The organism is Ruegeria sp. CL7 (assembly GCF_056536445.1).
In genome coordinates this window covers 246,711-261,846 of the sequence record NZ_JBQFPQ010000001.1, presented here as the reverse complement: position 1 = coordinate 261,846, position 15,136 = coordinate 246,711, and the positions used below count along the sequence as shown (strand labels likewise).

Below are 15,136 nucleotides of genomic sequence, written 5' to 3'. Positions count from 1 at the left end.
CCGTGTTCACGTTCTAAATGGGCTTTCTGCTAAATTGGCGTTGACCTTCCAAGACTTAATGATGAACACTCTCGTCGAGGTTGCGCCATTTTTCAACCGCACGAAGCGGCAAAATTTTGATTTTTGTGTAGGAGAGCGAATGACGTGGTTCCAAAAAACTCTGGAGGATCACCACGCTTCGCTTGCTGATCGTTTCTCAGGTCTGGCAAGTGTTCGCGGAGCCTTTCCGGTTTTTGCCATAGAACATGATCTGGACCAAGAGGCTCTCTCGGAACTCCGGGCTGCTCTCGCGCTTGAGATTGAGCAGGACCCTCAATTGAGGGGGGCCAGATGGGCTTGGCGCTACCTCCCATTGTTAGTGGTGGCTGCCGAAACTGGCTATCGTTACCGTGGGACAGGAACGGACTTCTGGCCGATGCTGTCCCGGGAGCTGACGGTTGAGACCGGTGGAGAGTTCCGGGCTGCGATCACCCGGCTGTTTGAACTCGGCACCAAGAGCTTTCAGCTGTTTCGGCCTGGGGACAGCCCGTGGGAGCGACACTTTCCATTAATAGCGTGGCCAATTGGTAACGCGTTGGTGCCCTTGGAGATTCAGCCCCAGATTACAGACGCACTGCGGCGAGCTGTTCGCGCAGGAATCTCTTTCGAAGATACAGAGGGGATAATCGAGTATCTCAAGAAGCTCGCCGCGGGACACGCCAGCCGTCGCTTTGAGCACTGGATTGGAAATACCAATGTCGCGCTCGAGGTTATGCGGCGCCTTCTCATTCCCGCTTCTGAGGGGTGGATGTCTGCTGGCATTCTTCATCGGATTGATAAGGATGTCCGACAGGACGCCCGCTCATTCCGCGCGATTTCCGAAGCTCGCCGGAATTCCGCGCGAAGGGTCTCACGACCAAAAGAAATTCCATCGTCCCGGTTCGTAGTATGCCTTTCTGATGGCGTGCCTGTCAATGTGGCGATTCGCGGACCTGTTCTGGGTGCAGGTTTGCGAGAAGAGGTGATCGCGGGTTTGCGTATTCATGGAGACAGAATAAGAGCAACGGGTTCGGAACACAGTACTCCATTGCGCTCCTTCCTTGCCGGCGGCGAGATCGTACTGGGTCAATTCGGCATTTTGCCAGACTCTCCTCTGTATCGAGGCGATACCTTCCTGCGCCCACAACAGGAAACTGCAGAATCTCTCTTAGAAGATTTACAGCCTGCCGCGGCTTCGTTCTTTCTTGTTGAGTCAGAGGGGCAAACTGCCACCGCTGTCGTACCGGGGGATGTGCTTCCTCTAGGTGCGACCGTCATACATTGGATTCGCACCGATCAAACCGGTTCGCCCGAGTTTCGTCGTCTCGATACCGATTCAGATGCCGACGCTGAGTACCTGCGACGGCATGGTTTCACGCTACTATCGAAGCAGCCAGAGCTACAAGTTCTCGGTCTTCCAATGCCTGGCGCTAATCCAAGCTATTCTGCGCAGTTTCCAATCCTTGTTTCAGCTCGAAGTCATGGCCCTACTCCCTTTCTCGACGGTGAGATACACCCGGCGGATTGGCTCGAGCTGCGCGGTAACAAATGGGCTGCTTTTCGGCCTTCCCCTGGAGAGCATACGCTCTCATCGCCCGAACTCGACGATGGTGACACTATCCTTTTCGAGGTTGTGGAGCCTCCCGATATTGAACCGGCATCCATCAGTATTCAGCCGGCAAGCGCAACTTTGCGTGATCTTGAGCTAGGCAGACTGGAGATAAAAATCTCGTCGCCGCTTGCATTGGAACAGGTGCCTGTCTGCCTTCGCATTTCGTCAGGCGACCGGCAGATCTCCATAGTCGAAGACACAATAGAGCGACTACCTCACGTCATTGCCGGAGGTTCGCCACCGCTGCGCCGCCTGCAGACGCAATTGCTGGAGCATCAAGCGCCCTTGAGCGGCCTGCGCCTCGACGTGGAAGTCCAAGGACTTCGCCCGGCCCATGCACTGATTACATCCGACCCCCTGGACCTCCGCTACGATCAGGCTTCAGGGCTCTGGCTGGACGAAAGCAACGAAAAAAGAACATTCTCGACTCTCGTTGCGACCCCGGACTCTCCACTGCCCCATGGTGACACATCTGGAGATGGCGACCTGAGGCTGCTCCTGCCTGCTTCCCCTCGGCACGAGACGCTGAGATCAGGTATTGTTGTTTCGGACGACCGTCGGCTCAGCTTTGCACAACTGGCCGGAGAGAAGGTCAATGTGCCGTCTCTGTTGCGTGAAGCCGACTCCCGTGACGGCTGCGCAGGATTGACCGATGTTGCTCGGGCGACTTTGGCCTGGCAATTGGCCGAAGCAGACCACCTGATCAGCAACTGGCGCCGCTTCTCCGTTCTCGACCAGCTCGAAGCGGCTGTAATCGGACTGCTTTGTGGTACCGACTGGCAGAAAACAGAGGCGGGAATAGACCTTTCGATTTTGTCTCAACATGGAGCGCTCTTTCGATGTGCGGAGTCTTTGGGTCTCCTTACAGGTGAAGACCTGCCGAGGATTGAAATCAATTCCGACTGGATGTTTTTCAGAGACCGCCTGATTGACCGTTTTCGGGCAATAGTGACCACATTACCGGAAACCGTTCATCACTGGGATGAGGACTTGGGCGGAGATTTGGATCTCGCCGTGATCGACGCCTACGAAGACCTTCGACTTCATCTGGAAAAAAACAACCGCGAAGCGTTCGAAGAAGTCGATATGGCGCGCCCGGCAGAGGATTGGCTAAGGGCATTGAAGCAGGCACAGGAAATGCCACTACTACCAATGTTCAGGCGGTTCATCTTGCCGGACTCACGTTGGATAGCCCTAACCAGTGCACCGTATGACGAGTTTACCGAGGACGATCTTGTGGACCTCCTTGACGAGTGCCACGTTGATGCATCCCGTCGGCCTGGTCAGCGATGGATTGGCAGGGCTGAGTTGAGGACTTTATTGCAATTCTGGCTGTCACCCGAATCGACGATATTTGAGGAAGACTGGCCACGGCTTTTGTCAAAAGCCTTGTCAGATGTGCGATCGGCGCGCGCCGTTCGCTATACTGCTCTGCGTTACAAGCTTGCGCGCCTTGACATGCGCGATGGAGCGCCGGCGTGACAGATCAATACCTTCGTTTCGTCAATGGAGTCCAGGCACTGCGCCGCAGAACCTCGGCCCTTAGCATCGGCCTTTGCGGAGCTCTTGGTGTGGCGGCCGATCCTCTTCCTCACCAGCTTTCAACGGTACGACGCGTGCTCGGCGATACCCGAGTCAGACACCTTTTGTCAGATGAAGTTGGTCTCGGGAAGACGGTCCAGGCATTAATGATTATCAATGCTTTGCGCTGGCAGCAGCCCTCGCATCGCACAATTATTGTTGCGCCCGACAACCTCTTGTCGCAATGGCAGGAGGAATGCTGGGTTCGTGGGCACATTATGCCTGCCCTTGCTGGCACCATCGATAATAGCGTCGACGAAACGGCACCTGTTACCCTTGCAAGGCCTCGTGATCTGATGATCCGACAGGGTGAGGGCACACGCACCATCTCTGCAGACTCAACTCTGTTTGATCTGCTGGTAGTAGACGAACCGCAGACCATGCCTCGCGAGACGATCCAACTGTTGTCACAGACCTCTGACAACTTCAGGCAGACGCTCGTGCTCTCTGCTACCCCGCGCCTCGGTGATCCGGCATGGCGTGAATTGATCCTGCGGATGATTGAACCGGAAGCCAGCCAGTTGGCGGGATTGGAAGGCCGTACTCTCGTTGATGTTCTCGAGGAACGCGAGAATGCCGCTATTGAGCTCATAGGAGATAGCGCCGACACACAGCAAGGGTCGCGAAGCTTCTTGCTAGCCGCTGCCGGCAGGAGAGTGATCCGCAACGGACGGAACCAATGGAGCGAATTCTTGCCTAGGCGCCGGAACCATGAGGTACGCATCCAACCTATTGAGTCTGAACGGGCCCGGTATGAAATTGCCGACAGACTGCTGCAAGAAGCTGATCCGGAGAAAGGTCTTCAGGGGCCACTGTGGACTGCTGCACGCGCTTTGCAGAGAAGCGCAAGGGCTGCGCGAAACGTTCTGACGGACCTTTCAATGCAGGAAGGAGATCTGGGCGAAAGGGCAGAACGAGCGCGAATGGCCTCGCTCGAAGACCCCGGGGACAGCCGCCTCGACGCACTTCTCGACATTCTTGCAGATCAATGGAATTCAGCAGCGGACCGAGCCTTCATCATCGTCTGTGGCGACAACCCTACGATCGATATGCTCCGCACGACACTACCTCGTTATTTCCCTGTTCTGGCAGGAGCGATTTCGGTGATGCGGCGCCCTGCAACAAGTGAGCTCGATGGTGTCGCTAACCTTCGAGAGGTTCAGGAAACTCTTGCCCCGCTACTCGCGGGCGAGAGCAGGCTGCTCCTTGTGGGTGACTGGGTGCAGGCCGGACTGAATTTACATCACGTTGCCCAGGGTATCATTTTCTTCTCGCTGCCTTGGGAAATTGACAGCATCGATCAGCTTATCGGCCGCATCGACCGCCTTGGCGGCTCGAAATCGCGGAGCCGGAAGCAGAATACTGTCGATATATGGCGCATCCTTATCGAGGGTTCGCAGGAAGCCGCAATTGCGGATATGGTTGCTTCGTTGGGCGTGTTTGATGCACCGATGCCGCCACTTTCCGCTGACGAACTGCAACAGGTTCAAGCCCAGCTGGGCAAAACAGCAAAGTCGCGAAAAGTTCCCGGATCGATTGTGCGACTTACCGGTGACGGAACCGGATTGACGACCCGACTCACATCGCAAGATCCGTATACTCCAGAGCGGGCGGTCAAAACGTTCTCTGAGTGGCAAGTGCAATCGTGCCCGGCTCCAGCTATGATGCAAGATATCGAGCGGCCACAGGACACGCCCGTCAGAAGAGAAGAGCGCGCCTTGGGGGCTTGGCTTCAAGCCATTGGGAAATCTGATGATTTCGACGTGAGTTCGCGCCGTGACACGTTGGATGACTATCGCTTCAGGACGTTGTGGTACTATCGCGAAGCCGCCACCGGACGCGCTGGGGACAGCCCATTTCAGCTGCCAGCTACCTCCCGCGATAACTGGATGTCCGATCATATTCCTTTCATATATCGGCGCTCAGATATTGGAACTCCGCCACGAAAGGCTGTGTTCACGGATGAAGGCGAAGAAACAGCCAGGCCCTTGCATTTCCTCGACCATGGGAGCGTTGTCCATGACACCTTGCTGAGTGGATATGCAAAAGCCGTCAGCAGTCAGTTCGGACCCGATACACCGGTTGTGCAAACGAGCGTTATTCTTCCGGAAGGCCACCCAGCTCGAGAAGTCGGGCCTCTTGCGTTCTTAGCGGTTTCGACGCTTGACCCTTTCCCAGATCAACTGGTGCCGGGCCTTTGGTCTTCGGAAGCCAGAGCGCTTCTTGACCGGGCGACAACTGACGCTCAGAGAAGCTCGCTCCTTGAAGACCGGAAGGCCCTACAAGCACTTTTCCACGCACTACAGCGCAGGGTGCGTCTTGAAGTTCCGGGAAGATTGATCCGAGAGGGGGTTGTAAGAGGTTCAGACGGGTGGAAACGCATGAACGCTGAGGATGTTGACCAATGCCTTCAACCAATTACGGCGTCTACCGACAAAGCGATGGCCCGTGGCCGAAGGCCCATGTCAAACTTCCTAAAGCCTGAGGTGGCCTCCGCACTTCGCTCAAAACAGTCGGAGCTCGTACGAGCTGAAGCGCATCAGTTTTATCACGATAGCGTTGCACAGCTCTTCCCGGTGCTGGAAGAGTTTGCCACCCAAGTTTCCAGTCAATTCGAAATTGAAATCCGGAACCGAGAGCTCAGACTGCAACGGCGCAGAAATTCGCAGCCTGAAGGCGTGCCCATCGAACTCTGGCAGGGCCAGATTTCCGCGCTCGAGCGCTCACTTGAAATGGCTCGCCTAAATGGCACTGAGGCGATCAGTTTCATCCAGGAATTTGGAGCGGGACGATTGAAACTTCCGCAGCCGGATCCGTTATGCATCCTGTTGTCGCTCGTCAGCGATCATTGATCAAGATCGGAGTACGTCCGCGACTAAGACACCGCTAATCGGAGCGGGGGGAATTAAACATAGTGGCGCTTATGCACCCCCCGGGGGCCACCACACGATTTCCTGTTCCGTCGCGTTGGTGAAAATATGGTTCACCTCCAGCCAGGGGTTATGATCAAGACGCATTCGACTGACATGATCCCTCTCCACCTGGTCTACTCGTGCGTTGACTTGCTGAGCTATCCTCGCTGCATCACTTGCGACATACACCCGCTGGGCTGGTACCCCGAAAAGAACGAAGACAAGCATGTGCCGTGAATCTCGAACCAGCTTGGAAAGTGTATAATGCACCACAGGTTCCCAAAGCGCCAAATGGCTATTAAAATCTTCCGTGCGAGTGAAGGTCCAAGCAGCGTTTATGAATAGCACGCCTTCGCGTGCCAGATGATCGAAGTAGGCACTGGGTGCAGGAATGATTAAGCCATCTCGCTCAATCTCTCGTCGCACCCTCGGCCACTGTCCTGCACGAAAATCTCCTTGATGGCCTTGCCGGGTGGCCAAAGACGCCAGCAAAAGAGGTTTCATACTGCTGGCGATATCCTGTGTTCTTCGCCCGTTCCATGCACCATCTTCGAATGCCCGCCCAGTTGCTTGGGCCGGGTTCGGATAAGGATCTTGACCCAGGACGATAACACGCACGTCGTTTGGATCGATGCAGTCGAAAGCCTTTGACATATGACGCTCCGGAACCGGATCACCGTCCTGACGTGGTCCGTTCAGGTCAAGGAGCGGCGGAAACGGATCGCGCAACGCTGCATCCGGCAAGCAAACGTTCGAAAGACCAAGAATATTGGGACCATCGCATTCCGCAAAAAACTCGCGCCAAAGAGGTCGCAGATTACTTCTCCAACCCTCCAGATGCGCTTGCAGCCTGTTACGTAGTGTCACCATCTTCTTACCTTTTTTCTGTACATGCATTCTAGCCGATCAGGGTCATTTTTTCCTGCGCCTCACACTCCAGCAGCGCTACCACAGTCCTGAGTGTCATGCCCATCCTCGACGGCGCCGCGATCATTGTTCCGCTCCTTACAGTCGCATTTCCTGCACGCTTACGTTCCCTGTTCTTGTCCGCCAGATACCTTGTTCAGGTCGGTGAAATTCCCTGTTTCGGCGTGTAGGGAAATATATCGCAACCGATTGATAAGTCTCCGTTATTTGCGCCGAAATCAGCCCGGGACACTGCAATGCGTACGAATTTCCCTGTAAATTCCCTGTAAACAGGGATTTCGAAGCCGGAGACTGGATAGCTCGAGACTGCGCGCACAGCCAGTTCATCGAACCATCGTTACTTCGATACCCGTGGCACCCGTTTGCCACGGAAAATGCCCCCGTTTATGCCCCAGTGGTTTCGGGTGTTCTGACACCCTCTGACCTCTTCTCTTTCCTAACCTCTAGCAGGGGTTCTATGGGGGTGGGGAATAGGTATAAGTAATGAATAGAAACCGGAGGATAGAGAGACCCGAGTATCCTCGTTCCTGATCCATAATACACAGAGGGAGGAGGAGGTTATGGGGGAGATAGAGAACCCATGGCACTCGCGGCCAATCGACGTTCACCGCTGGTCGGATCATCCAGAGGTGGCAGAGTTGGTCGACCGTATCTGGGATGATCTCCAGCATGGAATGGATTTTGAGAGCAGTTTGGGACTTAGGGTTTACCGCTCAAAGGCAAAGTTGTCGGGCTGACAGAAGTTGAGTGTCGCGCTAAGTTCCTCAAAACGGGGGAACGAATGGACAGACGGCTTACCACAGTGCTTGCGGCGGACATCGTCGGATATTCAGCACTGATGGATCATGACCGTGAAGGTACGATTGCTGCGCTTAGATCATTCCGTGAAGATACACTTCAGTCGCTGCTGCAAGCCCACAGGGGGACATTGATCAAAAGCTTGGGCGACGGTTGGATTGCCGAGTTTAAGTCCACATCAGACGCTGCAGATTGCGCTATTGCATTACAGTCAGCGCAGAAACCAGAGAGCATCAAGCTTCGAATTGGCATTCATACTGGCGAGGTCGTTACAGAAGGCGATGACATTTTTGGTGACGGAATAAATGTCGCCGCTCGTCTCGAAGCGCTGGCCGAGCCGGATCAGGTTTTGATATCGGACACATCTCACAACAGTCTTGACCGAGGTGACGCGTCCAAATTCGATGGCGGCGAGCAGACAGAACTCAAAAATATCACGCGCCGCATTGGTGTTTGGTGCTGGCCAAAGGGCACTTATGCCAATCTATCAGAAAAGGCAGATGTCAGACCCGGGATTGCAGTGCTGCCATTCGACAATATGTCTGGTGATCCCGAACAGGAGTTTTTTGCGGACGGCATTACCGAAGACATTATCACAGAGTTGTCTCGTTTCCGTTGGCTGATGGTCGTGGCACGAAATTCATCTTTTACATTCAAAGGAAAAAGCACGGACATACGCGAAGTGGGTCGCATTCTTGGAGTGCGCTACGTTCTCGAGGGTTCAGTCAGACGAGCAGGTCAACGAGTCCGCATTACAGGTCAGTTGATTGATGCGGACGACGGCAGTCATCTCTGGGCAGATCGCTTCGACGGCGTGCTTGATGATATTTTTGAACTTCAAGACAAAGTAACGCTGGAGGTCGTAACCGCGATTGAACCGTCTCTAAGGCACGCCGAAACTAACCGTGCGCGGGCAAAACCTACGGGAAATTTGGAAGCTTATGAACTATATCTTCGAGCACAATCGCATTTCCATCTTTTAACGGATCAAGACAATCGAGAGGCCATACGACTGACAAACCTCGCATTGAGGCGTGATCCAGAATACGCCTCCGCGTCAGGGCTGTTGGCTTGGTTGCATATTCAACGAATGGTTCAAGGGCTTGAGCCAATTGGTGAAGGGCCGAAAGAGGCTATTCAGGCAGCCGAGCGGGTTCTGTTGAGCGATCGTGCAGACGGCATCGCGTTGGCGTACGCTGCGCATTCAATCTCTATGCTGGCGCGAGACCTGCCACGCGCGCGGGTTGCTTTCAAACAAGCCCTTGAGCAAAATCCAAATGCCGCAACGGTCCATATGCTGGGCTCCATCAACCTTTTTCTGCTTGATCGTCCAGAGGAAGCACTAAGTCACGCGGTTCAATCTGTTGAGCTCAGCCCTCACGATCCATTGCGCCACGCTGCTTACCTTGCTCAGGCTAGCGCGCTTTTTCACCTTGGGCGTTATGAAGAATCGGCTAAGGCTTGCCGAGACGCTTTATCTGTACGCTCAAATTTCGTAATGAGCCATCTCATGCTGATTGCTGCTTTAGGACACCTCACCGATGATGCTGCAGCTCGCAAAGCGGTAGCTGACCTTCAGACGTTGCGCCCAGGCCTGACTGCAGCCTCAGCGCAGACACAAATGCCAATATTCACTGTTCCATCCTGTGCAGATAGTTGGCGTGAGGGTTGGCTAAAAGCAGGGTTACCAAAATGAGTATCCGTAGCGTTTTTTGCAAAGGCTTTAGCTTCGCACCGCTCCAAGTTAACGTCAGGTCACAAAATTGAAGATGAAAGAACTGAATGAGCACAGCAATAGCTTCCTGTGACTTCACGGAGTGTTAGAAACTGATTTATGCTCAATTCAACCCTTCGTCTGTCCGATAACTCGTCCCACTTATTTCTGCAGCGTCAATTTTGAGCTTCGAACGGCACCACTTCTCGCCCAGTTCTCCGTTCATGTTCCGCCAACCTCTGAAGATACCCCTCAGACCGGGCCGTCTGCCGCCAGATGATGTAGTCTTTGACGTGGTTGGCGTTCGGGTCGGGTTGTTCGTCCAGCCCGTAGAACTTGTTTGATGTTGGTAACGGTGCACCAGCCACTTCAGCAGACGCCTCGGCCATCACCCGCTTCAGTTCGCCCACTCGGGTGTAATCGACAATAAAACTGTCATGCACGGATAGGACTGGAACGGCCCGATCGCAGAAGTGCCGATGGACGCGCTCCGCTATCTCACTATCAAGGTTCATCAACTGAATACCTTGATCCGCGAACAGAAAGTCCCTGATGTGAGGGGTCTTTTCCAGAAAGCCAGTCAGCAGGGCCTCCAGTTGCTCGTTCGTCAGTGTCTTGCCTGCGTGGCCGGTTGGGTGTCCGTCTCGAAACGCCCGGAAGGCGGCATCCCTGGAACCGGCGTTGATTGCTGTCAGTACAAGCCGCTTGATAAATTGACGCTGCAGCACTGAAGGCAGCCATGCACCCAGTATGTTGGGCAATTCATAGGGATCGCCATCAAGTTCTTTTCCTGCTCGAAGGCTGAGCAACGAGACATGGAGGCTGCGGAAGTCCACTTCGACAACTGGCGTATCATTGATGAAGATCTTCGACCTCCAGTCACTATTTATCTGCTGCCACCAACCGCCATGAAAGCGCCCATTCAGGTTGAAGTCAGAGCGGCTGAATATCCTGCGGGTGAACTTATGATGATGATCGGTGGTGACATCATCGACCCTTGGTTCATCCAAAACAGGGATATCAATGAAAGCGCCACCAATAACTTGGTTATAGCGCTCAAGCTCAGCCCGCATTCTAATGATCTCGTCGGTTTCCTCGTACTCGACCAGTGCCTCTGCTTTGTCGCCTCTGAGGATGATGATTTCTTCACCTTCGACCCGACCAACGTCATCTCGTCGGAATGCCACTTCGGCGAACCATCCCTGCAGGACCTCGGAGGCTCGTATCCTTGTTGTTCTGTTCCCCTGGGCCAGAGGACCCGAGTAGCTGCCCTTGGCAACATCCAATAGTCCTGCCTCAATCAGGGTGTGAATGATCGGGATGATCTTCTTAGATATATGGATCGCGTTATAGCGAGAAGACGTGTCCCAGTGGTTCGAGGACATGGAGACGCCGATAGACAGTTCTGGGTCTTCCAGCCAAGCAACATACAGGTCCAGAACCAGCACTCGGAGTTGATGTCTGAATGCAGTCTTCGGCTTCGGTCCGGAGGTCTGATCACTCGGCAGGTAGTTGTCCCAGATACGGTCGACCAACTCTGCCACCTCTGGATGATCCGACCAGCGGTGAACGTCGATTGGCCGCGAGTGCCATGGGTTCTCTATCTCCCCCATAACCTCCTCCTCCCTCTGTGTATTATGGATCAGGAACGAGGATACTCGGGTCTCTCTATCCTCCGGTTTCTATTCATTACTTATACCTATTCCCCACCCCCATAGAACCCCTGCTAGAGGTTAGGAAAGAGAAGAGGTCAGAGGGTGTCAGAACACCCGAAACCACTGGGGCATAAACGGGGGCATTTTCCGTGGCAAACGGGTGCCACGGGTATCGAAGTAACGATGGTTCGATGAACTGGCTGGGGTGGTAGGAATCCTTGCCGACCGATGAAACCTATGGGCTTTTCAGCGAAGCCCGAGAAACTGGGGCGGTTTCGGGGGCATTTAAAGGGTGAGCACGGGGCATTCTCGACCGGAGGAGTACCCGTTCACTGCCACTAGAGTGCCGCTCACTGGCGCTGGCGGGACCTCTGACGAGTCGTTCCGGGGTGCTGACGGGTGGTCGCTGGTGCTGGCGGGTGACTGAGCGGTCGTTCAATCCAAGTGCTGCGAACGACTGGTCTGAGCCCAGAGCGGAAGCAATTTCGTAGACCGAGCTAGATAGCCTTTGAAAAGCGCAAGAAATTGACCACCTATGTGAAAACCGTATTGTCGAATATGGGACACAACTAAGTTCCCGCAGAGTGCGCTTCGGCGCTTCTATGGATCAACACGGAACAGGGTGTATTATGAAAAATTATCTTTTGGCATTGCCAGCGGTCGCACTTCTCGCCGCCTGTGATGAAGGTAGTACAACCAGCGCTACGTCGGCGACACCAACCGCGGCTGAGCAAGCTTGCTTGCGTGATGTCACCGCAACTACCAACAATCCGGATGTGGCACTGTTCGGTTCGGAGTTCTCTGAAGCCGGGACGTTCGTGCGCGTTGGTGTAGGACCTGACCGCGCCCCATGGCAGTGCATCGCTTACAGTGACGGTACAACGGATGGCATCATGTCGTTGACTGATGAAGGCACTCTCTAGTCTCACTTGGAAAGCCTAGTGTTGCTAAACAGATCGAGTTTTGACCACCCCGCGAGCGGTCGCTATGTCCGCTCGCACCCTCAAACCATACATCTAACAAATTCTGTCGGATGACCGAGCCGAGCCCTATGCGGAAGTTACCCGCCCAGTAAGCCACCAGGTCTTAACCTCGCCCATACCCTTCACTTCAATGGTTCCGCGTTCTTCGAAAGTATATTCGGTCTTTAGTTCTTCATAGGCCAGACCAGTTAACTGAATGCGGCCCGGTTCGCCGTGGCTCTCCATTCGGCTTGCAATGTTCACAGTTTCGCCCCAGACATCATAAAAAAGTTTTTTGGTGCCGATTACCCCCGCAATGGCGGGACCGGCATGCAAGCCAATACGTAGCTGCAACCCGTCGGTAAACTCGGGCGACATGTCTTGCACGGCGGCCTGCATGTCGAGCGCCATCTCGGCGATGCACTGAACCGGGTCGCCCACGGGAGAAGGCGTCCCCGCGGCAACCATGTAGGCGTCGCCAATGGTCTTGATCTTTTCCAGCTTATGTTTTGCCGCAAGGTGGTCGAAAGTGGAAAAGATACGGTTGAGGAAGCTTACAAGATCGGTCGGTGCCATCCGGGCTGAGCACTGGGTGAAACCGACGATGTCGGCATATAAGATCGCAATGTGATCGAGGCTGTCAGCGATGATCTGATCCGGTGCGTCTTTGAGGCGTGCCGCGATTTCAGTCGGAAGCAAGTTGTAGAGAAGGTCTTCGGAACGGGCATGTTCGGCCTCCAGCGCATCGTCCGACTTGCGCATCTCTGTAACAAAGAAAGCGGTAGTCGCCGCTAGGATCAACAGCAATAAAGCTGCATTCAATATTGCCATACCCGTTTCGCTTCCGACGATAATCGTTCCGGGAAGCTGATCTCGCAAAGCTGTGCAAGCCAGATATGCCAAGCCGGAAAGGGCCGCAAAGCTATTCGCCGCGTGTCGGGCCGACCTAGGAAAGACAAGGTAGGGGATGACTGTCCCAAGCAAGAAGAACTGATGCGCACCCGAGGCATATCCAAAGGTCAATGCAACAAATAACATGTGCAATAGAAAGACTGTCGAAATCAAAAGTGCAGCGGCACCGTGCCTGTTGCGACGAAGCAGGAGCAGAGCAAGCAAAAACAAGACACTGACGATAGCGTTTTCGACAGTAACAAACCTCTCTCCCACGAAGACATTAGCTACAGTCCATATGGCGTTTGCCATAAAGCCTAGAAGCGCCACAATATACGCGGCTTGCGTGTGCTTGGCATCTCGAATTTCACTCAGAAGTACCCGCATGATTTCCGCCTCTCAGGCATTTTGTGGCTTGGCTGAATGATCCGACACAAATGTTCAGTTACACAAGACCAATAGGTTCGCATTGTCCCGCAACTCGACCATTCAGCCAACCGTTACCCAACGCCCACTTCTGAAAAAAGAAAACAAAGTGAGCGTCCCCCGGCAACCCGATTAGGGCCGCCGAGGGTTAGGCGTCAGGGTGGTCCGCGGTTGACGACGTAGTCAGCCAACCACTGCCAGTAGGCGTCCGCATCCCGGAATCCCTGAGCCCGAGCAGCCAGATCTTCCGCCGCTTTACGGGTGCAGCCACCATCGTATTCAGCGATAGCGGCCCGTTCCTCGAACGCATCAATGTCAGGGAACGTCATACCGGAAGCCGTATCTGGTCAACGATCGACCGACGCTGCTCATCACTGATTCCAGCCGAGTAAATCCCGTAGGTGATCCCGTTCTCTGACCGCGCCGATTGGTGACCGACCAGAGATGCCGTGAAGTGCTCAGGGACACCTGTTCGCTCGCACTGGGTCACAAACCACTTGCGGGTCGAGTGGAACACCAGTCCCGGTCGCTCCAGACCCAGCCGACGTCTCAGTCTCGCGAACCCCTTGGTGACGTGCGCCACGGTCAGGTCAGGGAACAGAGGACCATGGCTAGGCAATTGCCGGAAGGTCTCATCCAGCACCGGGTGAACCGGGACCAGTCGTTCCGCCGCGTCGGTCTTCAGCAGTCTCAGTTGGTTCGGTTGAACATGAACGAAGCAACCGAGATTGCCCTTGGCCACGAGGTCTTCTCGGAGCAACCCAACCGCTTCCCCAGCGCGCATTCCCGTCAACAGGCAGGTCAGCAGCACGGAATGCAGGTCCCGGTCTTTGGCTCCCAGCAATCGCACGACTTCCTCGTCAGTCGGCACCGCATAGGGTTGAGGACGCACTTTCCGGTCGAAGAGAACAGTCCTGAACGGGTTGACCTCCAGATGCCCCTCATAGACCACCCAGTCGAGGAAGTGATTGACCTGCGACCAGATCCGCCGCTGGGTTCTGGCGGTGATGGTCACCGACCCCCGAGACGAGTAGGTAACGAGTTGGTCCAGGCTCAGCCCGCGGGTCCTCTCTGACTTACCGATCATCGGAGACAGTTGGGCTATCGCTGACAGAAACTCTCGCCCCTCCGTCCGCGTCAGACTGCAAACCGACTGGTCACCATATCGGCTCGTGAACAACCCAACAGAGTATCGGACCGATTTGAACCCGCTGGGTCGCAGTTCATCACTACGCCGGGAGAGATAGGCGCGGCTCAGGTCCCGGATCACTACCTTTACCGGTGCGGCTGGTCGGGTGAAGGCAGGACCGTCCAGAACTGTCCCGGAGCCCTCCAGAGTGGCCCGGAGACGCACGAGAGACGACTCTGGCTGGTCAAGCCAATCAGGACCGTCAGCGGTGCTTTCTGTGGCAGACAGGGCCTCCTCTGCCTGACCCCGGACTTGCTCCACCAGTGTCTCGAACCGTGCATTGACTTCAGCGGCTCGGACACGGGCGGTGTTACGATCTCCGGTCTTGAGGCTCTGCTTCAGCGCCTGAGCGCCCAGCGCGAGAGCCACGTCAACGGGATAGTTGCGTCTGAACAACCACGTATGGCCCTTCAGATAGGCATAGCGAATGTGAGCAGACATCAATCTCCTC

The 15,136-nt window shown here is 54.9% G+C and carries 9 protein-coding genes; 4 read left to right on the top strand and 5 right to left on the bottom strand.

Going from position 1 to position 15,136, the window contains the following annotated elements:
- Positions 1-61 precede the first annotated feature (61 nt).
- Both ACR0LI_RS01320 and ACR0LI_RS01315 read left to right on the top strand, forming a co-directional pair.
- On the top strand, positions 62-3,112 hold the full coding sequence (locus tag ACR0LI_RS01320; RefSeq protein WP_480717879.1) for a hypothetical protein: 3,051 nt from the start codon (positions 62-64) through the stop codon (positions 3,110-3,112).
- Positions 3,109-6,063, top strand: coding sequence for an SNF2-related protein (locus ACR0LI_RS01315; protein ID WP_480717878.1), 2,955 nt, complete (start codon positions 3,109-3,111; stop codon positions 6,061-6,063). The genes ACR0LI_RS01320 and ACR0LI_RS01315 overlap by 4 nt, the downstream gene beginning before the upstream one ends.
- Positions 6,064-6,132: 69 nt before the next feature.
- On the opposite strand, the gene ACR0LI_RS01310 is transcribed toward ACR0LI_RS01315, so the two are convergent.
- A complete protein-coding gene (locus tag ACR0LI_RS01310; protein WP_480717877.1) occupies positions 6,133-7,020 on the bottom strand; it encodes a uracil-DNA glycosylase family protein in 888 nt (295 codons plus the stop codon).
- 811 nt (positions 7,021-7,831) lie between these two features.
- Here ACR0LI_RS01310 and ACR0LI_RS01305 point away from each other — a divergent pair.
- Complete coding sequence (locus tag ACR0LI_RS01305) at positions 7,832-9,544, top strand: adenylate/guanylate cyclase domain-containing protein (RefSeq protein WP_480492672.1); 1,713 nt, start codon at positions 7,832-7,834, stop codon at positions 9,542-9,544.
- 194 nt (positions 9,545-9,738) lie between these two features.
- On the opposite strand, the gene ACR0LI_RS01300 is transcribed toward ACR0LI_RS01305, so the two are convergent.
- Positions 9,739-11,175 carry a hypothetical protein gene (locus ACR0LI_RS01300; RefSeq protein ID WP_480717876.1) on the bottom strand — a complete coding sequence of 479 codons (1,437 nt, stop codon included), beginning with the start codon at positions 11,173-11,175 and terminating at the stop codon, positions 9,739-9,741.
- A gap of 671 nt (positions 11,176-11,846) precedes the next feature.
- Here ACR0LI_RS01300 and ACR0LI_RS01295 point away from each other — a divergent pair.
- A complete protein-coding gene (locus ACR0LI_RS01295) occupies positions 11,847-12,140 on the top strand; it encodes a hypothetical protein (RefSeq protein WP_480492668.1) in 294 nt (97 codons plus the stop codon).
- 126 nt (positions 12,141-12,266) lie between these two features.
- Here the strand turns inward: ACR0LI_RS01295 and ACR0LI_RS01290 are convergent, their stop codons facing one another.
- From ACR0LI_RS01290 to ACR0LI_RS01280, 3 genes are all read right to left on the bottom strand, one after another.
- Positions 12,267-13,457, bottom strand: a complete 1,191-nt coding sequence (locus ACR0LI_RS01290) for an adenylate/guanylate cyclase domain-containing protein (RefSeq protein ID WP_480717875.1) — start codon at positions 13,455-13,457, stop codon at positions 12,267-12,269.
- 194 nt (positions 13,458-13,651) lie between these two features.
- Entirely contained in the window at positions 13,652-13,825 is a 174-nt protein-coding gene (locus tag ACR0LI_RS01285) for a hypothetical protein (RefSeq protein ID WP_480492666.1), read from the bottom strand.
- Positions 13,822-15,126 carry a DUF6538 domain-containing protein gene (locus tag ACR0LI_RS01280; protein ID WP_480492664.1) on the bottom strand — a complete coding sequence of 435 codons (1,305 nt, stop codon included), beginning with the start codon at positions 15,124-15,126 and terminating at the stop codon, positions 13,822-13,824. Before ACR0LI_RS01280 ends, ACR0LI_RS01285 begins: the two co-directional genes overlap by 4 nt.
- Positions 15,127-15,136: the final 10 nt, after the last annotated feature.

Bases quoted from the DNA above. Each gene is read 5' to 3' on its own strand.
- ACR0LI_RS01290 (WP_480717875.1), bottom strand. From the start codon at position 13,457: ATGCGGGTACTTCTGAGTGAAATTCGAGATGCCAAGCACACGCAAGCC.
- ACR0LI_RS01310 (WP_480717877.1), bottom strand. From the start codon at position 7,020: ATGCATGTACAGAAAAAAGGTAAGAAGATGGTGACACTACGTAACAGG.
- ACR0LI_RS01305 (WP_480492672.1), top strand. From the start codon at position 7,832: ATGGACAGACGGCTTACCACAGTGCTTGCGGCGGACATCGTCGGATAT.
- ACR0LI_RS01280 (WP_480492664.1), bottom strand. From the start codon at position 15,126: ATGTCTGCTCACATTCGCTATGCCTATCTGAAGGGCCATACGTGGTTG.
- ACR0LI_RS01295 (WP_480492668.1), top strand. From the start codon at position 11,847: ATGAAAAATTATCTTTTGGCATTGCCAGCGGTCGCACTTCTCGCCGCC.
- ACR0LI_RS01285 (WP_480492666.1), bottom strand. From the start codon at position 13,825: ATGACGTTCCCTGACATTGATGCGTTCGAGGAACGGGCCGCTATCGCT.
- ACR0LI_RS01320 (WP_480717879.1), top strand. From the start codon at position 62: ATGAACACTCTCGTCGAGGTTGCGCCATTTTTCAACCGCACGAAGCGG.
- ACR0LI_RS01300 (WP_480717876.1), bottom strand. From the start codon at position 11,175: ATGGGGGAGATAGAGAACCCATGGCACTCGCGGCCAATCGACGTTCAC.